The sequence below is a fragment of the Nostoc sp. genome (assembly GCF_036919815.1).
In the GTDB taxonomy this organism is placed as follows: Bacteria; Cyanobacteriota; Cyanobacteriia; order Cyanobacteriales; family Nostocaceae; genus Nostoc.
The window spans coordinates 84,384-105,019 of the sequence record NZ_JBALCE010000014.1 but is presented as its reverse complement, the minus strand read 5'-3'; the positions used below and the strand labels follow the sequence as shown (position 1 = coordinate 105,019).

Here is a 20,636-nt window from a genome sequence, read left to right as displayed (position 1 = left end):
GAACAATTAAATGATGATTAACTTGGATTAGTTAATCATCAAGCACGTTCCCAACCTTCGTTTTCTATCTTGATGTACTCGATAGCGACAGCATTAGCACTAGCATCAAGGTCTGGTAAAGCTTGATATTCCGAAACCCAGCAACCAAAAACGTTATATGAAGTCGCTTTCTTACCAGCTTCATCACGAACCTCAATAGTGATATCTTTACGGAACTCTGTCAGAGACACTTCTGGACTACCACCAAGCGCCCAGACTTTATTTGCCCATTGTTCAAAATCAGGATCTTTGCTAACACCTCGTTCTAAGGTAATGGGATCGTACTTGCTTTGTCCGGGAGACTTATAGACAGTGCTAGGGTCGCCACCTGTACGGTGTTCTATGACCTCAGTGGTTCGCTTAAGACCACTGACTTTACTTACCCCAGCCACGTCTTTACCAGCGAATTTCACAACAAATTTAAAGTTTTTGTAGATGTCTAAACGCTTACCTGAAATAGAAGGCATATATTTCTCCTTAAACTGCTATTTGTCCGGCTATTTGCTGAATCTTGAGAATGACAAATTCAGCAGGTTTGAGAGGAGCAAAACCAACAATGATATTGACAATTCCTAAGTTAATATCATTTTGGATTGTTGTTTCTTTATCGCACTTCACAAAGTAAGCATCTTCCGCCTTAGTACCTTGAAAAGCTCCTTGAAGGAAGAGAGTATGCATAAAAGCCCCAAGATTCAAGCGAATTTGCGCCCACAACGGCTCATCGTTTGGCTCAAAGACAACCCATTGCGTACCGCGATAAAGACTTTCTTCCAAGAAAAGCGCGAAACGCCGAACTGGAATATACTTCCATTCATCGGTAAGACGGTCATCTCCCTTGCGCGTCCGCGATCCCCAAATCACACGACCAAAAGCTGGCAGAGTTCGCAAACAATTGATCCCCAGAGGATTCAATTCCCCATTTTCTGGATCTGTTAGAGGTACACTCAATTGTGGTACACCGGTCAATGTTGCTTCTGTACCTGCTGGAGCTTTCCACACACCACGTTGAACATCAGTACGAGCAAATACACCTGCGATCGCACCACAAGGAACAAATTCTTCTATTTGATTTTTCAGTAAAGGATTTGGCTGCTTGATTCTAGGATAGAAAACAGCAGCATAACTAGTCGGTTCACCAATGCTCTGAACACCATTCTTGCTCTGAATACCATCCTTGGCCTTATCCTTATCAGTCCACTCAATAGGCGGGTCGATGATGAAAAACGCTCGTCGGGTTTGGCAAAATTCTGCTGCTGAATCCACTAAAGAGTCATAATCTATATTGTGATTTTCTTTATAAGGCGGAATACAAAGGATATTAAAGAGGTCGGCTTTGTTTAAAGCATAAAGACCCTCTTTATTTGCTTCCTTATTTGACCCTGTGAAGTCGTTTACATCTAGATCACCACCATCTGCACCGCTATTTTCTTTATTTCCTTCCGCTTTAGTGCTTGCATCCTTATCCTTATCGTCATTATCGTTATCATCCCACCATTTTTTATTTGATGTTGGTTGAGGATGAGGAGATGGTCTGTCTGTTGGCAAAGGTTCATCCCTAAATCGAACTAAATTAGACTCATTCAACAACACTTTATCTACTTGTCTTAGATCATTCTGAAGCACCGATACATTGCGAAATATTTCCAGTTGACCTGTATTATTATCCAGGACTGTAATGTTGAATAATTTTCTTGTATCCGCGTCACTTATTATACTAGTCTCTACTTTATCAATCCGCACTCTTAAAGCATTCCCCCAACTGCCTTCATTTGCTGCTTCTAAGTTGAGACCACGAACATTTAGTTGTGCCTTCTTAGCTGTGGCTTCAGGTTGTGCTGGAGCTTCACCTTCTGCCGGCTTCGGCTCGGAGTGAATTAGTCGGACGATGATTGCTTGGCTACCACCGTTGAGATAAAAGTCTCGTATAGCATAGCCAAGTGTACTATTGAGCCACAATCCTCCAAAAATGCGTTCAAAGTCGCCATAACTATTGATAGTAATCGGCTCATTTACAGGGCCTCGTAAGGCACGACCAATAAAAGCACTAATAGAGGTAGATACGCCTGTAATCGTGCGTACCCCACTAGGAATTTCTTTTATGTAAACGCCTGGATAAGTTGGTTGTATGGGCATTGTTCATTCTCTAGTTAAGTATTTGGAAGTTAAAAATTGACTATTTGTCAATTTTTAAATAAAAAATTAAGAATAGTTTACAAATTGAACCTCAATAAGAAAATCTTATGATTAATAAATTCATAAATATTCGCATTAATAGCTGCTTATTAACACTGTTTGGCAAGCTGCATTTTAAGCTTGTTATTTAATGTTTAAATAAACCTCAGTAGATCGAAAAGTTGTGGAATTTGACGAAATAATGAGGGTTTCAGGCGGAGCTATTGGGATTTTGGATCACGATCACAAGCGATCGCTTTTAAGTTCATCCAGAAGAGAGGTATTTTAAAGGTAAATTAGAAGCTCATTTCTGAGGATGGTGTTCCTAAGTAAAAATCAACTACTGGCAAGGCTTCTGGAAAACTTTTCGGTCTACTGAACCTGTATTAAATTGCTTTAATCAAGTTAATAGCTTCATGTACCATACCATTCATCCTCGCTGAAAACATCTGAAGAACGTCTTGTATTTTGGGTCAACGAAAGTCGTAGTTGGGCTACGACTTTCGTTGATATCCTTCCCAGAATGTAACGATAAGGGCATGATGGTTTGCCACTACTGATAGTATTTTTGAAGAAAATTATTGTGTGGCGACTATCTTATGCTATCTTTTTTCAAATTTCAGCCCTATCCATTCCCCTTCCTGGTGTATACCGAGTGGGTCATGCTTGCAAGCTGCGGGTTATTAGCCGTATTAGAAGCGATCGCTGGGCGGCGGTTGCCTCTCCAGCATATTTCCGTTTTGCTGTTGCTTTGCCTCATGGGGTGGGTGCTGCCAACGGACAAATTACTTGTCAAAATCCTCTACACATTTGTTGAAATTGGCTTAATTTTTTACGGAACAACGCTGGGATATCTTCAGATTTTACCAACACTATACCTGATTGTGTTTATTCGCAGTTGCTTTTTGTTTAGTACGATCGGACGTTGGGTAATTGGCGGGCTATCGGTCGTGCTGTTTTTGGAGCATCAAACCATGTACGTGCAGAATATGACAAAGGTTATGCCCCAATTAGAGGAGCAGTTTTGGATGCATCTGGTTGCAGAAACACTGATGTTTGGGTTGGGGCTGTTCTTGGTGCTAATGCTGGTCAATACACTCTTGTCTGAACGTCAGTTCCAGGAGGATCTTGCGAGAGCGCATCAGCAACTTCGGCAGCATACCTTCCAGTCAGAAGAGTTAGCAACTGTCCAGGAGCGGAATCGGATTGCTCGTGATATTCATGATTCTTTAGGACATGCGCTGACAGCGTTAAATGTGCAGCTACAAACGGCTTTGTTGCTCTGGCAACAAGAGCCAGACCGGGCAGAACCGTTTTTGCAGCAGGCTCGACGGTTGGGCGTGACTGCCATGCAAGAAGTGCGAAAATCGGTGCAGGCATTGCGCGAAGAAAATCGAGCAGAGCAGTCTTTGACTGAGACGATCGCGGCTGTGGTTGATGATTTTCGGCAGGGAACTGGCATTGAAACGCAAATGCAGATCAGAGGGCAAACAGCAGGAATAGGTAATGCTTCGGTGTCCACTGCGATCGTGAATGCATTATACCGAATTGTTCAGGAGGCGCTAACCAATATTTCCAAGTACGCTCAGGCAACAATAGTAAAGGTAGAAATTGAGATAACGACCGAAATTGTGCGGCTGATTGTGGTAGATAATGGACGTGGGTTTGATAGGGGTAGCTCTATTGGCACAAGATTTGGACTGCAAGGGATGCAGGAGCGAATCGCTGTACTGGGGGGTACATTTACCTTGGAGACAGAACTAGGAAAGGGCTGTCGAATTGAGGTGGAAGTACCTTTCTCCACTATAGTGACAGAAGTGTCGTCTAGCTAGCTAGTTGATTTATGATTCGTGTGTTACTAGTGGATGATCAAAGCCTGATTTGCCAAGGGCTGAAAATAATACTAGAGTTGCAACCAGATTTGCAGGTAGTGGGGATTGCCAGTAATGGCGAGATGGCGATAGAGCAGGTCGCAGCCCTCCAGCCTGATTTAGTGCTAATGGATGTACGAATGCCATTGATGGATGGGAGAGCTGCCACACGAGCGATCTGCAAACGATTTCCCAATGTAAAAGTGCTGGTACTCAGCACGTTTGACGATGACCAGTACATTGTCGAGTCGATCCGGGCAGGTGCGAAAGGCTATCTGCTCAAAGATATGCCCGCAGACGAGTTAGTGCAAGCAATTCGGCTATCGTGCCAGGGCTATGCTCAATTGGCTCCAGGGCTGTTAGAAAAACTGGTGAAAAATCCTTTGGGCATAGCTAAACCAACCGCTTCGCCAGAATTGGATATGCTGACGAAGCGAGAGCAGCAGGTCTTGCAGTTGATTGCCAGTGGAGCCACAAATCGAGAAATCGCTGAGCATTTAGTGGTCACTGAAGGCACTGTGAAAACTCATGTAACGCATTTGCTAAGTCGCCTCGATTGCAGGAACCGCGCCCAGTTAGCGATCATTGCTAATTCGGTTTTTAGGATTAATTGAGTATTACGGACTGAAATGAAAAACCGATGCTGTTGGTAAAGTCAAAAAATGCTCGTGTTCGGATGAGTCACGTCGCTTCTCTAACGAGACGTTGCGCGTAGCTCGCTTCTCCGTAGGAGTACGCTCCGAATTCAAAATTCAGCTGACGATAGCTTTCAACAAATGCCCTGTGACTCGGCTCTGGATGCTGTGTGGTGGCTATCGATGGTTGACACGTTACCCACTACTGAACCGGCTGACTGCGAAGAATTGCTAGATCGACCGTTTGAAATGCTGACGAATGATGAATGGGGACAGTTACGGCAATTAGTAACAGCCTAATTCTCACAACGGCGATGTCTGCGACGGGCTACGCCTACGCTCCACATGAAAAAACGGGGCGATCACCCTAAACCATCCTCAAAAATCATAAATCACAATGCAACCCACAATATCAATTCCCCAACACTGGGGCTACCCGCGCTTAGTCAACGCTGGATACCGCACACCCCAAGATGAATACGGTACTGCCATTGGTAAACCATCCCTCATTCCCGACTTGAAACATTTCGCAACAGACTCTAGACAGGTTAATATTATTCGTGACAACTTAAAGTTACGGTTCATTTGTCAATAAGCAATCATACTTAAAATATTGCCAAAATCTGGAATAAAAAACATAATTTTTAGCTCGGCGATCGCTAGCATTTAAACTCATCATGATGTTTTTGTGCTGATAAGTCAGTATGGAAGTGAATTTAATACCTTATTGTCCATCAGGTTCAAGGATAATTACGAATTGACAAAAGTAATTCTGTTTTAAATGGTCACCAATGGGTTCACATGAACAATTTTGGCGTAGATATAGCGAAGCTGTCACCAGGGGCAAGATAGCCTGAAAATCATTCATAGCAGTACTTCCAGTATATAAGATTCGCACAGAGAAGAACACTAGTATTTTGAGACAGCTGATCTTTGTTAAACTTTTCTTGAGAAAATGCCACTTGGCTCTGTGCTTGAGCGATTTCAGCTGCGGCTATTTGTTGATAGCGATGTCTACGACGAGCTACGCCTACGCGGTTTTATTGAGCTAGCTTTAAGTCCGCCTGCGCTTGCTGTAAATCAGCCTGACCTTGGGCAAGTTTTTCCTGCGAGTTAACCCGCAGTTCCACCAGATCAGGACTGGATATATTTGTTTGTATAGCCGCGAATTCTATTCGCCCTGGCTCTAAGTTGACACCAATCCCCGTCGTAGACATCGCTCCTGAAATAACCAAACATCTAGCTGAAATTCCCAACCGCAAATGTATATTGCTTACTTGCCGATTTACGCAAAAACCGTATTATGAATTACGAATTATTGATTGTACCAGGCTTTTCGCCACTGCTGCATTTGCTTAATCTCTGTATTTTGTGCTTTGATAATTTCTTGGGCTAATTGCTTAATTTCAGGGCGCTTAGACTTACTTAAGGTATCTTGCGCCATTGTTACAGCCCCTTCATGGTGAGGAATCATCGCATTGATAAAGCGCAGATCAAATTCAGCATTAGCTGCACCTAAGTTCTGACTCATCATCATAGTTTTCATTTGGTCAGATGACATCTCCATCATGTGCCCCATTTGACTGTTATAAGCCATTGGTTTATTTCCCGCCTTGGGATACCAAGCTTGTCGCCACTGCTTCATCTGAGTGATTTCTTGGTTTTGCGATTTGATAATAGTGTCTGCTAGCTTTTTGATTTCAGGACGTTTTGATTTTTGCTGCGCTTCTTTAGCCATTTCTACAGCCCCTTGATGGTGAGGTATCATCGCATCGAGAAACCGTAAATCAAAATTAGCATCGGCTGGGCCTAAATCCATTCCCATGCTGTGATTCATGCCACTACCTTGGTTCATCTGTTGCTTGTCGGTAGCATTGGTAGCAGTTGCGTTTGGAACTTGGCTTTCCTTCTGGGAAGCAGTATTGGTACAGGCTGTGATTAATCCACCGCCAGAGGCGATCGCACTAAAGGTTAACGCCAAAAAGGCATTCCTCAAAAATAGCAGTTGCATAAGTATCACCTAACAGTTTCCTAATTCTATATTTACTTCTTAGCTTTGCAGCCAGAAATGAAATTAGGATGAAATTTAAAGATACCTGACTTTTTTGAGAACTCAGGTATCTTGTTTTTCATTTATCACTCAAAATTGTGTAAGCTTCATTAAGTAAGTGCATTTTCTCTTGTGCTTGTTTTAGCAGTTGTGGCTGATTCACAAACAAATCTGGATGCCACTTTTTTACTAAAGTTCGATAAGCCAGCTTTACCTCAGCCAAAGAAGCATTTGCTTGCAATCCTAAAATACTGTAGGCGCGAGTAATTTTATCTTTTTCCGTCTGGTTTTTTGGTTGGTTGGGTGCTTTATTGCTTTGAGTTGCATTTTGTTGTTTGCCAGTTTTAAAACTAGGCGATGTCTGACGACAAGCCTTAGGGCTACGCATCTCTGCTTTCATTCGCGCTATTTCCTCATTGAGTTCCCAATCACGAAATTTCGCCTCCACCTCTTCTGGACGCGAAGAGGGAGAAGCTTTTGGCTGTGGTGGTGGAGAAACATATTCTACCCGTGTCCCAGTATTCTTAACAGGATTTTCCTGTTCTTGCTTAACACCAGTATCTTTTTTAGGGGAAGTTTGAACTCTCTTTGGTTGTAGTGAATATTTTCTATTGATGTTGCTGTATTTGGGTATTTCTTTATAAGATTGATGATTTGAGAGTATTTTGACTTTTTCTAACTCTTGCAGCAACTGATTGAAACCGTTTTGTAACTGCTGCAAATTTTCCCGTTTATTAGTAATTTCTAGTGGTTCTTGACTCAATTCAAAGCAAATTACTTTTTCGGCTTTCTGTTCATATTCATTCAAAATGGATAACCCTTGACTGCTGAAGCAAGATAAATAATCTTCAATTGCAGTTATACAAAGTTTAGCTACTTCTTGATGATAAGATTCCTTTGCTAATTGTTCGTCTTGTGTCTGGATATTCTTGTTTAACAAATAAGAAATACTTCCGACGACAGCAGCACCCACCGGACCGCCCAATAACCAACCAATACCACTACCAACAGCGATGGAACTAGGTTCACTCAAATCATCAGTATTGCTTGGCTTTGAGGGTAGTATTACTTGTGGTTCGCTAGGAAAGGGAATTAATAAATCTTGCGGTCGTTCTTCTTGGAAAAATTCGTAAGCTTGATAAAGCCATTTTACCACAGCAAATTGTAACTGAGTCAGGTCTTTTTTAAGAGTATTTGTTTGCCAAGCTTTAAACTTGTTTTCTGCCAATGCAACTGCTGCATCAGCTTGATATTTTGTGAGTAGCTTAGGTAATGCTAGCCAATCGCGTAACTCTCCCATGCTAGTAGTAAAACCTTTATAAATTAAGTTGGCTGCTTTTTGTTTAATTTCAATTTTGCTATTTTCTTTATCATCAAAGGATTTTATTTCAATAGCAATCGGGTCAATTTTAGCTTTTAATAAGAGTTGGATTTGAGAAGCGATCGCTTCCACTCTTGGCAAACGCACACTACCACGATTTGGTTGCAAAATCCCTACAATATTTTGCAAAGCTGTTTCAAAAGCCGCTAACCCGCTACTATTAGCAGCAGCAACATCGCCTTTTAATCTGGCTCTTAAGGCAGGTAAAGCATCAACGCGATATAAATTACTAAAACCTGGAGGCAATTCTGATCGAAAGCTTTCTGCAACAAACCGCAGGCGATTTTGAACTTGTTTTTGCTCGTCGGGTTCGAGTAAGTTCATAAAATTGGCAACAAATATAACTGTTTTAATGCCGCGATCTAGTAGCCAATCTCGTAAGTTTTCCCGCTCACTCAAAGTCATTAACTTGCGTACATCTAATAATTGGATGACTAAATCTGCACTTAAAAGTTGTTCTCTGACTAAATTATCTTGTTCCTCTCGATCATTTGTTCCCGGTAAGTCGAGTAATTCTACACCTGTTTCTAAGAACGGATGCGGACAAAAAACTTCCACAGATGCTACATCTTTTCGCATCTGTCTATTGCCATCAAGAATTGCAAATTGCTGTAAAACTTCTGTGCCACTGCGAGAGATTTCTGTACCATCTACCAACATGATGCGAGTTCGCACATCAGAGCCGTACTTGACAGTAATTGACGCACCTGTGGTAGGAATTAAATCAATTGGTAAGGTGCGATTCCCCAGTATGGCATTCAATAGGGTAGACTTGCCATGATTAAAGGGGCCAAATACCGCAATGCGAAAGCTAGGATTAACCAGATGATTGCAAATGGTAATTATACCTTGATGCAGTTGCGATTTGGGTTCTAAATCCAGTAACGCAGATGCAGATTTAAGACAATCTGCTAAATCCTTATAACCTTCATACTGTTGCTGCATAGTTCCTCATTTCGTTGCTCCGCCTAGTAATGCAGATCATTGAGGCGATCGCCTCACATTGTTAAGGAGGTAGGTATAATTAAACATACAATAAAATCCTAGTTCGTAGTGAGCGATTCATCGCTCATAGCAAAGTTTATCAGGACTAAAGTCCTTACTACAAACTTTAACTTATTTACGTTTAGCTACTTATGGTTATGGGAGACGCAGCCTCGCAGTAGGCATTCCCAGTCGGAGACTGGGAATGAGAGTAATGAGAAATATCAGCTATAGTAAGCTAATAAGTTGCTATACGGCGCCTCAATTTTTTGCAACTGAGCTATTACATCTTCCTGTAAGGTTTTTAAACGTTTGAACTCACTCTCCCGATTAATTTCGCGGGTTTCTTTCTGCTTTAGCAGATTATCTAATTCAGATTTACGAGATACAATATCATCGTTAATCCGCTTACTCACTTCTCTTTCGTAAGAGTCAAAACACTCTTTCACGGCATTGTATACAACCTGAGATTGCTCATGTGCTACTTGAGGTAGGTGTTTAACTAACTCTTTTTCAGCAGTTTTAACTAACTCTTTACGGGCTTGATCTGCTTGCAAAAATCCTACTCCCAAACCTAGCAGCGCAAACCCAATTGGCCCAAGAAAAATACCTGTCACTGCTGTAATTATCCCGCCAACACCAATTACAGTGAAGTAGTTTAACAAGATATTTTTCCAATCAAATCCAGCACCAGCTAGTGCGAAACCAGCAAGATTTCCCTTGGACAGTGATAACAATCCCATTGCCCATTTTGCCCAGCCGGGAGAGTTATCTTCTTCAGCAGTGGTAGTGGTATTTACTTTAACGTTTTGTCCAGTCAGTTTTTCTGTTATTTGGTCTGTGACTTGACTGTAAGACGCGCCATATTGTGCAGCACTGCGAGAAAGTTCTTTAAAAGCTGCATTGATATCTTTTTCAGCAGTTAATGTCCAAGCAGCAGATTTGTCGGTGATGTATTGCTCAAAGGCTTTTTGCAGTGCGGTGTTAAATGCTTCTCGTTTACCGCTACTAAGGAAATCAAATAGATTTAATTCCGGCTGATAGCGTAAGAAATCGTTTTCAAAGGTATTACCTAAGTTTAAAACGTAGCTGCGAAAAGATTCAGAAATCGTTCTTGCTTGAGTGTCTCTTGTATTGATAATTTCTTTTTGAAATTCATTCCGAATACCTGTGAGTTTCTTAAACTCTGGTTCCACTGAATCAATTCGTTTTTTTAATTCATTTACATCCTGGTCAAGTAATGGTATACGTCTAGCAACTGCTTCGCCGATATGATTGCAGGCAAGTCTTGCTAAGGTTCTGACTTGACGGAGTTCTGCGATCGCACGTTCTCTGGTAAGAAAAGTATTAAGCGAACTCATAAACTTCGGAAAGCCAGTCCCCTCTAAATCAGCTTGAGGATTTTTCAACCGTCGTCTGAGTGCTTGAATTGACGAAAGCTCAAACACGCGTTCGTCATAAATATTCTGACCTTCTACAGAACAATATTCTGCTAAATTCGCATTAAATACTTGCCGTAATCTCTCCTCAGATCCTTTTAATTCTTCCACATCATCAGGATCAATCAATGATTCCCGCACCTGATCCCAAGCATTAACTAAGAAAAAAACCGTCAATCCTCGACCTTTAATATAATTTTCTAGGTAGCGACGCTCACCCAAGGTACAAGGTTGAGAAGCTCTCATCACAAACAGAATTGCATGGCAATTATTTACATAACCCAAAGATAATTCGTTTCGCGCTTCTGTATCATTTAATCCTGGACTATCGACAATTTCAATTCCCTTTTCTAGTAGCGTTAAAGGATACTCAACTACTGCATAATCAACATCAGGAAAAGCTTGTTTTTTCTCCTGCTCTAGTTTTTTAGCTTCACCCGGATAAATGGTATATTTATGTTTAAAGTTCTGAAAATCTAGCTGTTGTGGACTTTTACCATCATTAAAATGAATCGTAACTTTCTTTTCTGGACCATAACGTAAAACTGTTAAGACTGCGGTACAAGGGTTAACATCGCTCGGTAATAAGTTTTCACCAATTAAGGCGTTGAGAAACGTGCTTTTTCCCCGTTTCATATCGCCCAAGACCAAAAGGCGAAATACACCTTCACGGAGGTTTTTACTAGCTAGAGTAATATCTTCAATATCTCGTTCTAAACTGAGTTTCCCTGATGAAAAGTCTCCAGCCAATTCAGCTTTATCAATTGTTTCAGCAATTTTGCTCAAACACACCGAAATCTGCGATCGCACTTGAGCAACACGCTCTAAATCTTGGATAAATCTGTCAGTTACTACCTGATCGCTCATCATAATTACACCTTTATTAAAGATTGGGTTTTTTAGATTCCAAAAATAATTTGTAAGACATCCATCCCAGTGCACCAACGATAATAAACCCAGCCAGCACTGAGGCTATTCTCACTGCAACCAGGGCTACCACACCAAGAGCAAACAGCTTTCCACCGAGGATAACTTTTTTCATCCAAGGCTTCGGGGAATCTTCTGGCTGATGCTTCACAGTTTGATGAAAAGCCGCATCGGTAGCATGGATGTTAATTTCCATTTCGCGGAGACGCAATTCAACTTCTCGTTCTCGTAGTATACGTTCCCGGTGTTCGAGTTCTATTTGGCGGTCGCTTTCAGATGTCATCGGTGTCCACCCCATCTAACATAATAAAAAGATGTCAGCATCCACAGGTCAATCATGCAGTATCCTAACTTACACGAATATTTGTTAACCCCAGTAAAATTACTATTTTAATTTTTATTATCTGCTAAATTTAAGCTGGAAGTTAACTACCATAAAATGCAGCAGCTTTTCGGAAATTTGTAGCGAAAACGACTATTACCGCTATTAAGCTTGAATCCCAGCAGCTATTTAGTTAATGAATTGCGTGAGAATAAGAAATAAAGCGAGTCGGGTAGACAGCAAAACCTAGAGGAAATCATCATGCTTTCATCCCCTTTAGTTGTGCAAAGTGCAAATTCCTCCCTCAATGCAAATGACAGACGAGCAGTTTTTTGACTTTTGTCAGGTGAATCGTGACTTACGCATTGAGCGGAATCAATTTGGAGAAATATCAATTATGCCGCCCACTGGTTCAGAGACAGGTAATCGTAATTTCAACCTAGCTGGTCAATTGTATGTTTGGACAGAAAAAGATGGGACGGGTATTTGTTTTGACTCCAGCACAGGATTTAAGCTATCAACAGGTGCAGAGCGATGTCTGACGACAAGCCACTGCGTGTCTACGCCTGATGCTTGCTGGATTAAACTGGAACGGTGGAATGCTCTCTCGCCAGAACAACAGCAAAGGTTTGCCCCCATTTGCCCAGATTTTGTAGTTGAACTAAGGTCGCCTTCTGATAACCTCAAACCCTTGAAGGAGAAAATGGAGGAATATATGAGAGAGCCAGGAGTACAGCTAGGCTTGTTAATTGACCGCAAGCATCGCCGAGTCTATATTTATCGTCCTGGTGTATTAGAGGAATGTCTGGAAAATCCCGCCACTGTTAGCGGTGAATCGGTATTATCTGGGTTTGTGCTGAATTTGAATAAAGTGTGGTAACAACAAATGAAATGGCGTGTAATTATTGAACCAGATTCAGAAACAGGTGACTGGGCTGTTTGGTGCCCAGAGTTACCAGGTTGTGTCTCAGCAGGAGAAACAGAGCAAGAAGCCTTAGAAAATATTCGTGAAGCGATGTCTAACGACAAGCCGCTTTGCGTCTACGCACTTTACCTTGAGCCTGACGCAATCGACCTAGCACCTGGTGCGCTTACACGCGAGGTTACTGTGGGATGAGCCGTAACCGACGGATGAAGTTGAGAGAATTTTGCAACGTTACGGGTTTGAGCTAGTCTCTCAAAAAGGTAGTCATCGCAAATGGCGAAATATTGAACGACAGCTTCAGGTAATTGTGCCAGATCACAAAAGTCGTGATTTACCCATAGGAACGCTACGCAACATCATGATCGGAGCAGACATCCCAGAGTTTGAATGGAAAGCTTAAATTTCAAATGCTGTAAATCATCCCACCGCTATAAGCCAAAATTTTTATAGATACTCACACAGGTACAGTCAAAATGGATATTAAAAATGGCTTCGTCGGCGCTGTTGGCAACACTCCCTTGATTCGCTTAAACAGCTTTAGCGAAGAAACAGGGTGTGAAATCCTTGGTAAAGCAGAATTTCTCAATCCTGGTGGTTCCGTCAAAGACCGCGCCGCACTTTACATCATCGAAGACGCCGAAGAGAAAGGTCTACTCAAACCCGGTGGCACCGTTGTCGAAGGAACTGCTGGTAATACTGGCATTGGACTGGCGCATATTTGCAACGCCAAAGGCTACAAATGCCTAATTATTATTCCCGATACCCAGTCACAAGAAAAAATAGACGCACTGATAGCACTAGGAGCAGAAGTCCGTCCTGTCCCCGCTTTACCTTACAAAGACCCGAATAACTACGTCAAGCTATCTGGCAGAGTCGCTGCTGAGTTAGAAAATGCCATTTGGGCAAATCAGTTTGATAACTTAGCCAACCGCCGCGCCCACTACGAAACCACAGGGCGGGAAATTTGGACGCAGACGGATGGTAAAATAGATGCATGGACAGCTGCAACTGGTACTGGTGGTACTTTTGCTGGTGTGTCCTTGTACTTAAAAGAACAAAATCCGGCGATTAAATGCGTTGTTGCCGATCCACTGGGTAGTGGACTTTATAGCTATGTCAAAACCGGCGAAATCAAGATAGAAGGAAATTCCATCACCGAAGGCATCGGTAACGGTCGTGTCACAGCCAATATGGAAGGCGCACCTGCTGATGATGCTATCCAAATCGATGACAAAGAAGCTTTACGGGTAGTTTACCAACTATTGAGGAAAGATGGGCTGTTAATGGGCGGTTCAACGGGTATTAATGTTGGCGCAGCTGTGACTCTAGCGAAGCAGTTAGGCCCAGGACATACCATTGTCACCATCTTGTGTGATAGTGGTTCCCGGTATCAGTCGCGGATATTCAACCCGGAATGGCTAGCCTCAAAAGGACTTTCAATAGATTAGACATTAGTCCTTGGTCATTAGCAAGCTTCTGACTTTTGACAAATGATAAAGAACAAAGGATAAAGGACAGATGACCAATATAACTCAACCATCAAACTTCAGGGTAATAGACCAACCTTCTCCTAGATGTGTGCGGGTTTGTCAAAATCGTACTTGCAAAAAGCAAGGTGCGCTCAAGATAATAGCAGCTTTTGCAGCTTTGTCAATCCCTGATGTAACAGTAACGGCTAGCAGCTGTTTAGGAGAATGTGGGAATGGACCGATGGTGCTGATATTACCCGATATGGTCTGGTATAGCCGCGTTCAACCCGATCAGGTATCTTTACTAGTAGAAGAGTATTTGCTCGGTGTCAAATAGATGCTTTATTATCGGTTTCATCCTCAGAAATCAAATAGACTAGGAGTGAAAATGAATGTAGAGACGTAACAGTGCTACGTCTCTACAAGGGTTCTGGATAACGCATATTTAATTTCACCAGATGTCTAATTAGTTAACAATATATAGGTCTACAATCTTGTTGACTGAAATGAGGCATCCAATGAATATCCAGCATCTGCGTCAATCTTTAAAACAAAACTGGCTGATTTACTACCAGCAAAATATTCCCTGGCTGGTCAAAATGCGAATTTGGAGTACTTACGATGGTCTGCGGCGTCCTTTGTCCGGTTTTATTTTGGCAACACTGGCTGTTTTAGAACCTCAGTTTGATGAAATACTTTCTTTTATGCTGGATCTGAATAATGATCCAGATAAAATAGTCGCCGCTTTAGGTCTTAATTTCAATCCTGATGAAGAGTTACGTTTAATAAAATCAGCACATTCTATGCCTACAAGCCAAGTTGAAAGCGAGTCGCCATATCAAAACCATTCTGAGAATAAAGATATGTCCTCGGTTGTAGCTGGCTGCAAGATTGCGCCTTATTCTCCTGCTAAGACTCTAGACTCCAACTTGCCACGCGCTGATGAACTTGTGCGATCATTTACAGATATTGCTGAAGTAGTTTGCACACGCGAACCGGAGTGGGTAGTTCTATTTGACACTAAAATTGCTCCAGATACTCCTGTAGAAACGCCATCTTCCGGTTTTGTAAGTGAATATCAACCACCACAATCATCGTCTCTTCAACAACTCCCTTCAGGAACATTGCTGACAATGACCACTGAGGCTAACAGCAAAGCCAAAACTATGCCATCTGTGGCATTAGCTACCAAGATTTCTAGCAATAGCAAAACAGTGCGTAGCGGCTTTGCAGCTTCTCGTGAGACATCGCCATCTGTCCGAATGCCTGTGGGCGCATTAGTGGCAATTACCACTGAGATTTCTAGTAACGGCAAACCAGTGCGATCGCTAGCAATTACTACCGAGGTTAAGAATAACAGCAAACATCCGAATATCCAACCACAAGAGGTTAAAAGCAAAGTGAATTTACCAACCACTAATGCCCGTAGTCTAGCTTCTTGGGTAGATGAATTTTGTTATGGCGCTAGGGATAAAAAGGAAAATATTTTTCTTTGAATTGCTTATGGGTACTCGTGAGAAACAAAGGGGATTTCTACTACTTCACCTTCGGTTTCTCCCACTTGAACTTTTAAGCCCACGCCACCAGCTTTGCTGCGAATGTAACCTAGTCCAAAATAACCATCAGAGGTTTCTGTGTAACTGGTAAGTTTGCCAACCTTTTCATCTCCAACTGCGATCGCACTGCCAACTGACGCAGGGGCACTGAGCCGTATACCCAAAAGGTGTTGTTTTACACCTTTATATGTATTTAACCGAGCAATGGTTTCTTGCCCAATATAGCAACCTTTATTAAAAGAAATTGTTTGCCACAAACCGACCTCCAGAGGATTGTAATCATCTGTAAGTTCAGCATCTGGGGCGGGGCGGCCTTGTAAGATTCGCAAGGCATCCCAAGCGCGATCGCTCATCTCTACCGCCCCAGCTTCTAACAATTTGTTCCACACTGTTGCTTTATCAGTGTAGGGGAAAGTTAAGGTGTATCCGGGAGCAGCTAACCCACTACCCACAGCAATTTGCACTCCCTCGGCGGGAGGAATCGTGTATACTTTGTGACTACCATAAGGTTGGCCGATCAGTTCGCCAATACCCAACTTTTCTAAAACAGCGTCGCTTCCTGGGCCCATGAGGCTGAAGGTGTTGGTGTCTTCTGTGATATCAGATAATTCCACCTTGTCAGCAAAGAAAATATATTTATCCAGCCATTCCATGAGAAACTGGCGGCGGTTGGGTGAAACTAGCAAGATTACTGCATCTTCTTTAATGTAGGCGGTTGCTAAATCAATTGTTCTGGCTGTGGAAGTGACAAAAACTGTATCACAACCTTGTCCTGGCTTGAGTATTTGGAAATTGTTAGTACTTTGGTTGTGCAAGAAATTGAGGCGATCGTCGCCAGAAACTTTGATGCGTCCCCAGGCGGTGCGATCGCATATAGCAACCCCAACTCTGGCGGCTTGGATAGCTGCTGTGTCTTTATCGTCAAGTGTAGATGATGTTGGCATGGTGATCAGAAGTTGCCCTGTTTCAATGTTGTCGCACTGGAAATCTTAACAAATAAGCGTTTGTGGCTTCAATGCACCTCCGGTTTTCTTCTAGCGTATAATCAACTCTGATATATTTAATTAGAACTGACGTACCAATCAGCTTTGTAGATTCCTTCTGTATCGCCTCGGAGGTTTACTACTTTGACCTCAGATTGTTTAATTGGAATTTCAATTACAAACTCAGCCCCCTCACCAGGTTGGGACAGACACTCTAATTTGCCTCCGTGCTTTTCTACAATTTGGTAACTAATTGAGAGTCCTAAACCTGTACCTTGACCGACAGGCTTTGTTGTGAAAAATGGATCGAATAGCCTAGCCTGTACCTCTTTTGTCATTCCGACTCCATTATCCTTAATGGAGATTTGCACCCAATCATCTGCTATAAGCTGTGTTTTTATAGTGATCAGAGGATGGTGTTTATTTGCACCTGATTTCGCAGACTGACCGCATAAATCCTCCAGCGCATCGATTGCATTTGCTAACAGGTTCATAAACACTTGGTTAAGTTGTCCAGCAAAACACTCTACAAGCGGTAAATCGCCGTACTGTTTGACAATCTCAACGCCTGAATGTAATGAATTACCCTTAAGACGATGCTGCAATATTAATAGAGTGTTATCGAGTCCCTCACGAATATCAACAGGTTTTACCTCGGCTTGGTCGAGACGAGAAAAATTTCGCAAGGAAAGAACAATTTCACTAATTCGTTCAGCACCTAGTGTCAGCGAAGAAAACAGTTTAGGCAAATCTTCAGCGATGAATTCCAAATCTGCTAATTTTGCTTGTCGTTGAATTTCCAGATTAGGTTCAGGATATACCTGTTGATAAACATTAAGCATCTCAATCAAGTTTTGCGTATATTCATGAAGATGAATGAGATTGCCGGAGATAAAAGTGACTGGATTATTAATTTCATGGGCAACCCCTGCTACTAGTAATCCCAGACTCGACATCTTTTCAGTCTGAAGTAGATGAGCTTGAGTTTGTTGCAAATGTTCAAGTGCTTCGGAAAGTTGGCTGGCTTGCTGCTGTGTGTGGTTGAGCAGTACTGCGTGTTGTAAAGCAACTCCTAACTGAGAGGCAATTTGGCTCACAAATTCAATTTCAGACTCTTGCCACTCACGGGGTTTTTGGCATTGATGAATACACAGTAAACCCCATAGCTGCCCTTGCTTGATCATGGGAATTACTAAGTTTGCCCTGACTTGGAAGCGAGACAGCATTGAAATATAACAATCGTCTAACTCGCTGTTATAAATATCGGTGGTTGCATGAATGTGGCCTTGGGAGAATTTCTTAGTATACTGCTCACCTAAGCAGTGATCGTACACCTTCGCCGTTAAGATCGATGGGAAACGCGATGCAACATCTTCTGCAATAACTTCGCCGCCGTTATGGTTAGATTCAGAATACAAGCGAAAGACCACAACCCGATCGGCATTGAGTACTCGTCGAAGTTCTTGAGTCGTGGTTTCAAAAATCGCGTTCAAGTCCAGTGATTCCCGAAGTTTGGTAATCACACTAGCTAAAGTTTGCTGTTGCTCTGCCACAAGCGCCAATTGTCTGGTTTGCGATCGCACTTGTTCTAAATACTCAGCTTGTTGCAACGCCACTCCCAGCTGAGTTGCTATTTGCGTGAAAAACTCGACTTCTAAAGCTTCCCAATGCCGGGAGCTTGAATGTTGATAGGCTCCCAATAAACCCCATAGTTCTTGCCCCACAAAAATCGGCGCAATCATGAAGGCTTTAACATGAAATTGTTCAAGTATCTCAAGGTGGCACTGGGTAAATCCGACGCTATAGATATCATCAACTACAGAAGTTTCATTATTGCGGTAGCGTCCACCTTGGGTTTCCTGTAAGTATGTGTCATCCCACACGACACCTACTCCCAGCTTACCATTTCTCTGCCATTGGGGATTTGTAGATTCATAATCACTGACAAATTCACCTCCCCAGTTGGCATTAAAACGATAGACACTTAAGCGATCGCTCTTCAGTAATTGGCAAACTTCCTCAGTCGTGGTTCGGAAAATAGTAGTAACGTCTAGCGACTGTCGCATCTTAGCAATGATCCGAGCCAGAGCTTGCTGCCGTTCCATCGAGCGCTGTAGCTCAATAGTCGAGCATTGCAAATCGGTATTAGTTTGTTGCAGTTCGGCGGTGCGATCGCGCACTTGTTGCTCTAGGTTTGTATTCAAGGCTTGCACTTGTTGGTAAAGTCGATACTGCTTTACTGCCGTTGCAAAGCGTTCGCCTAATGCTTGCGCCAACTTCACTTCCGATTCTGCCCACTGCTGGGTTTGTCCGGTTTTGAGTTCGCGCCATGCTGCAAAGGACTGACGCGGCATCAGTTGGCGAGAATCGGTATCAGCACAGCCTGCCCAAATAGTTTCAATATCCACCTCATCTCGGAAGATGGTTAAACAGCCAACGACGGTGGCACCATGCTGTAGCGGTATAATCAACAAAGCCCGGATTTGGGTTGTTTGGAAACTGGGGGCGAGCGATCGCAATAAGGGTTCTTTATAAAGATCGCCAATTGCCCACAAATTTAAGTCACAACTGAGTTCGTTAGGTGGAGGAGTTAAAGCGTAAACTGCTCTTATCCAATTCACTGACCATGTTTTGTTCTTTTGCTTTTCTGGATAATCGGGGGATGAGATAGTGGCGGAATGGAGATATTTCTGCCACAATCGATGCTCCTCAATCGGTCTATCTTGTCCGATATCAAGTTGATTAGGCTGTATCCCACAAGTATAGATTTCTGTTGTTTGTTCGCCGTCTGGCAGCAAGTAGACTCGTCCTCCAGAGCCTTGAAAAGCAGCTACTGTTTCTTCAAGGGCAGCTTGCAGTTGGACAATAGGCGTAGTATGCAGTTGCTCAGTAACTTGATTAATAATTGCTTCTTGACGGGCTTGCTCTCGCACTTGACTGAGTAAAATCGATTGCGATATGGCGATCGCCAGCTGATCGACAACCAACTGAATTAATAACAATTCCTGTTCAGTCACCACTCGCGCTTCTGAATGGTGAGATACCAATAGTCCCCATAATTGAGATGATTGCTCCAGAGAAGGTAATGAATCTTTCCCTGTTTCCTTGCTTTTTAAAACAATTGGTACTACTACTGAAGACTTTACGCCCATTGCTGTTAAATATTCTATATGGCAGGGATCGACGGGACGATAGCGAATATCTTGCTGGTCTAAGAGTTTGCCTGTTTCTGAGCAATTGAGAGGACTGATCCCAATTTCGTGTGTTATCAAATCAACAATACTTCGCTGGCGGGCTCGGACAAATAGTTCACGCGCATAGGGTGGGATGTCATCTGCGGGGAAATTTAACCCCACAAGAGGTGGCAACCGACCTGGCTGAATCGATTCAGCAATGACTAATCCATGACCATCGGGTTGAAACTGATAAATTTTGACGCGATCAGTGTCTAGAAAGGAGCGTACTTCTACAACCGTCGCCGATAAAATTTCTTGCAGTTCTAAAGATTGCCGAATACGACTCGCAATGCGATGTAATAAAATTTCTTGAGTTTGACTTACTTGCTCTTGCTTTGTCAACGATCCCATATCTTTGAGTATTTTTATGATTTGTATACTTTCTATTCTGGTAATTAATTACTGTATAGAGTAGTAGTAAAAATACGGGGATATATCGCAGCCAAAAACAAAGCTCCTCCGCATATTCTTTTCTTACTTTTACTAATGCACTTAAGTTCTGAACCTGGAAAGTATCGAAAAAACCGGGCGATGCCTAAGTTTGGCTACGCCGGAGCAAATTTTAGAACAAGTTAGCCGAATCCGATTTGGTTAAGGTGCATAGTCCTTAAAGCTCCCCCTTAAAAAGAAGGAAATAAAACCATTTT

17 protein-coding genes and 2 pseudogenes are annotated in these 20,636 nt (G+C 42.5%); 10 read left to right on the top strand and 9 right to left on the bottom strand.

What is annotated here, in order from left to right:
* Positions 1 to 38 precede the first annotated feature (38 nt).
* A complete protein-coding gene (locus V7K15_RS04970) occupies positions 39 to 506 on the bottom strand; it encodes a phage tail protein (RefSeq protein ID WP_334903537.1) in 468 nt (155 codons plus the stop codon).
* Between the two features lie 10 nt (positions 507 to 516).
* Entirely contained in the window at positions 517 to 2,172 is a 1,656-nt protein-coding gene (locus V7K15_RS04965) for a phage tail sheath family protein (protein WP_334903535.1), read from the bottom strand.
* Positions 2,173 to 2,873: 701 nt separating this feature from the next.
* Between V7K15_RS04965 and V7K15_RS04960 the strand changes: the two genes are divergently transcribed.
* The 4 genes from V7K15_RS04960 to V7K15_RS04945 all read left to right on the top strand — a co-directional run bounded on the left by V7K15_RS04960 (position 2,874) and on the right by V7K15_RS04945 (position 5,312).
* Positions 2,874 to 4,043 carry a sensor histidine kinase gene (locus V7K15_RS04960; RefSeq protein WP_334903533.1) on the top strand — a complete coding sequence of 390 codons (1,170 nt, stop codon included), beginning with the start codon at positions 2,874 to 2,876 and terminating at the stop codon, positions 4,041 to 4,043.
* 11 nt (positions 4,044 to 4,054) lie between these two features.
* A complete protein-coding gene (locus tag V7K15_RS04955; protein WP_334903532.1) occupies positions 4,055 to 4,696 on the top strand; it encodes a response regulator transcription factor in 642 nt (213 codons plus the stop codon).
* A 162-nt stretch (positions 4,697 to 4,858) separates the two neighbouring features.
* Entirely contained in the window at positions 4,859 to 5,017 is a 159-nt protein-coding gene (locus V7K15_RS04950) for a hypothetical protein (protein ID WP_334903530.1), read from the top strand.
* A 97-nt stretch (positions 5,018 to 5,114) separates the two neighbouring features.
* Positions 5,115 to 5,312 carry a DUF3854 domain-containing protein gene (locus V7K15_RS04945; RefSeq protein WP_334903528.1) on the top strand — a complete coding sequence of 66 codons (198 nt, stop codon included), beginning with the start codon at positions 5,115 to 5,117 and terminating at the stop codon, positions 5,310 to 5,312.
* A gap of 331 nt (positions 5,313 to 5,643) precedes the next feature.
* On the opposite strand, the pseudogene V7K15_RS04940 reads toward V7K15_RS04945, so the two are convergent.
* From V7K15_RS04940 to V7K15_RS04920, 5 genes and pseudogenes are all read right to left on the bottom strand, one after another.
* Positions 5,644 to 5,865, bottom strand: a pseudogene (locus V7K15_RS04940) (efflux RND transporter periplasmic adaptor subunit); the annotation flags it as partial.
* A 167-nt stretch (positions 5,866 to 6,032) separates the two neighbouring features.
* Complete coding sequence (locus V7K15_RS04935) at positions 6,033 to 6,728, bottom strand: DUF305 domain-containing protein (protein ID WP_334903526.1); 696 nt, start codon at positions 6,726 to 6,728, stop codon at positions 6,033 to 6,035.
* 118 nt (positions 6,729 to 6,846) lie between these two features.
* Complete coding sequence (locus tag V7K15_RS04930) at positions 6,847 to 9,093, bottom strand: dynamin family protein (protein ID WP_334903524.1); 2,247 nt, start codon at positions 9,091 to 9,093, stop codon at positions 6,847 to 6,849.
* A gap of 263 nt (positions 9,094 to 9,356) precedes the next feature.
* Entirely contained in the window at positions 9,357 to 11,438 is a 2,082-nt protein-coding gene (locus tag V7K15_RS04925; RefSeq protein WP_334903587.1) for a dynamin family protein, read from the bottom strand.
* A gap of 16 nt (positions 11,439 to 11,454) precedes the next feature.
* Entirely contained in the window at positions 11,455 to 11,781 is a 327-nt protein-coding gene (locus V7K15_RS04920; RefSeq protein WP_334903523.1) for a DUF3040 domain-containing protein, read from the bottom strand.
* A gap of 352 nt (positions 11,782 to 12,133) precedes the next feature.
* Here V7K15_RS04920 and V7K15_RS04915 point away from each other — a divergent pair, with 352 nt between their 5' ends.
* The 6 genes and pseudogenes from V7K15_RS04915 (at position 12,134) to V7K15_RS04890 (ending at position 15,710) form a co-directional block, all read left to right on the top strand.
* Positions 12,134 to 12,700: a Uma2 family endonuclease gene (locus tag V7K15_RS04915; protein ID WP_442949646.1), complete on the top strand. Its 567-nt coding sequence runs from the start codon at positions 12,134 to 12,136 to the stop codon at positions 12,698 to 12,700.
* 6 nt (positions 12,701 to 12,706) lie between these two features.
* A complete protein-coding gene (locus V7K15_RS04910) occupies positions 12,707 to 12,937 on the top strand; it encodes a type II toxin-antitoxin system HicB family antitoxin (RefSeq protein ID WP_334903521.1) in 231 nt (76 codons plus the stop codon).
* 13 nt (positions 12,938 to 12,950) lie between these two features.
* Positions 12,951 to 13,145, top strand: a pseudogene (locus V7K15_RS04905) (type II toxin-antitoxin system HicA family toxin); the annotation flags it as partial.
* A gap of 73 nt (positions 13,146 to 13,218) precedes the next feature.
* Complete coding sequence (locus tag V7K15_RS04900; RefSeq protein WP_334903519.1) at positions 13,219 to 14,193, top strand: cysteine synthase A; 975 nt, start codon at positions 13,219 to 13,221, stop codon at positions 14,191 to 14,193.
* Positions 14,194 to 14,263: 70 nt separating this feature from the next.
* Complete coding sequence (locus tag V7K15_RS04895; RefSeq protein WP_334903517.1) at positions 14,264 to 14,551, top strand: (2Fe-2S) ferredoxin domain-containing protein; 288 nt, start codon at positions 14,264 to 14,266, stop codon at positions 14,549 to 14,551.
* Between the two features lie 181 nt (positions 14,552 to 14,732).
* Positions 14,733 to 15,710, top strand: coding sequence for a DUF5331 domain-containing protein (locus V7K15_RS04890; protein ID WP_334903515.1), 978 nt, complete (start codon positions 14,733 to 14,735; stop codon positions 15,708 to 15,710).
* 5 nt (positions 15,711 to 15,715) lie between these two features.
* Here V7K15_RS04890 and ygfZ read toward each other — a convergent pair whose 3' ends face one another.
* Together ygfZ and V7K15_RS04880 are read right to left on the bottom strand one after the other, a co-directional pair.
* On the bottom strand, positions 15,716 to 16,714 hold the full coding sequence (gene ygfZ / locus V7K15_RS04885; protein WP_334903513.1) for a CAF17-like 4Fe-4S cluster assembly/insertion protein YgfZ: 999 nt from the start codon (positions 16,712 to 16,714) through the stop codon (positions 15,716 to 15,718).
* A 116-nt stretch (positions 16,715 to 16,830) separates the two neighbouring features.
* On the bottom strand, positions 16,831 to 20,340 hold the full coding sequence (locus V7K15_RS04880) for a GAF domain-containing protein (protein ID WP_334903511.1): 3,510 nt from the start codon (positions 20,338 to 20,340) through the stop codon (positions 16,831 to 16,833).
* Between the last annotated feature and the right edge of the window lie 296 nt (positions 20,341 to 20,636).

Coding starts and splice junctions, on each gene's coding strand:
- V7K15_RS04915 (WP_442949646.1), top strand. CDS start 12,134: ATGACAGACGAGCAGTTTTTTGACTTTTGTCAGGTGAATCGTGACTTA.
- V7K15_RS04895 (WP_334903517.1), top strand. CDS start 14,264: ATGACCAATATAACTCAACCATCAAACTTCAGGGTAATAGACCAACCT.
- V7K15_RS04960 (WP_334903533.1), top strand. CDS start 2,874: ATGCTTGCAAGCTGCGGGTTATTAGCCGTATTAGAAGCGATCGCTGGG.
- V7K15_RS04920 (WP_334903523.1), bottom strand. CDS start 11,781: ATGACATCTGAAAGCGACCGCCAAATAGAACTCGAACACCGGGAACGT.
- V7K15_RS04925 (WP_334903587.1), bottom strand. CDS start 11,438: ATGAGCGATCAGGTAGTAACTGACAGATTTATCCAAGATTTAGAGCGT.
- V7K15_RS04950 (WP_334903530.1), top strand. CDS start 4,859: ATGCCCTGTGACTCGGCTCTGGATGCTGTGTGGTGGCTATCGATGGTT.
- V7K15_RS04970 (WP_334903537.1), bottom strand. CDS start 506: ATGCCTTCTATTTCAGGTAAGCGTTTAGACATCTACAAAAACTTTAAA.
- V7K15_RS04890 (WP_334903515.1), top strand. CDS start 14,733: ATGAATATCCAGCATCTGCGTCAATCTTTAAAACAAAACTGGCTGATT.
- V7K15_RS04965 (WP_334903535.1), bottom strand. CDS start 2,172: ATGCCCATACAACCAACTTATCCAGGCGTTTACATAAAAGAAATTCCT.
- V7K15_RS04910 (WP_334903521.1), top strand. CDS start 12,707: ATGAAATGGCGTGTAATTATTGAACCAGATTCAGAAACAGGTGACTGG.
- V7K15_RS04880 (WP_334903511.1), bottom strand. CDS start 20,340: ATGGGATCGTTGACAAAGCAAGAGCAAGTAAGTCAAACTCAAGAAATT.
- V7K15_RS04930 (WP_334903524.1), bottom strand. CDS start 9,093: ATGCAGCAACAGTATGAAGGTTATAAGGATTTAGCAGATTGTCTTAAA.
- V7K15_RS04900 (WP_334903519.1), top strand. CDS start 13,219: ATGGATATTAAAAATGGCTTCGTCGGCGCTGTTGGCAACACTCCCTTG.
- V7K15_RS04945 (WP_334903528.1), top strand. CDS start 5,115: ATGCAACCCACAATATCAATTCCCCAACACTGGGGCTACCCGCGCTTA.
- ygfZ (WP_334903513.1), bottom strand. CDS start 16,714: ATGCCAACATCATCTACACTTGACGATAAAGACACAGCAGCTATCCAA.
- V7K15_RS04955 (WP_334903532.1), top strand. CDS start 4,055: ATGATTCGTGTGTTACTAGTGGATGATCAAAGCCTGATTTGCCAAGGG.
- V7K15_RS04935 (WP_334903526.1), bottom strand. CDS start 6,728: ATGCAACTGCTATTTTTGAGGAATGCCTTTTTGGCGTTAACCTTTAGT.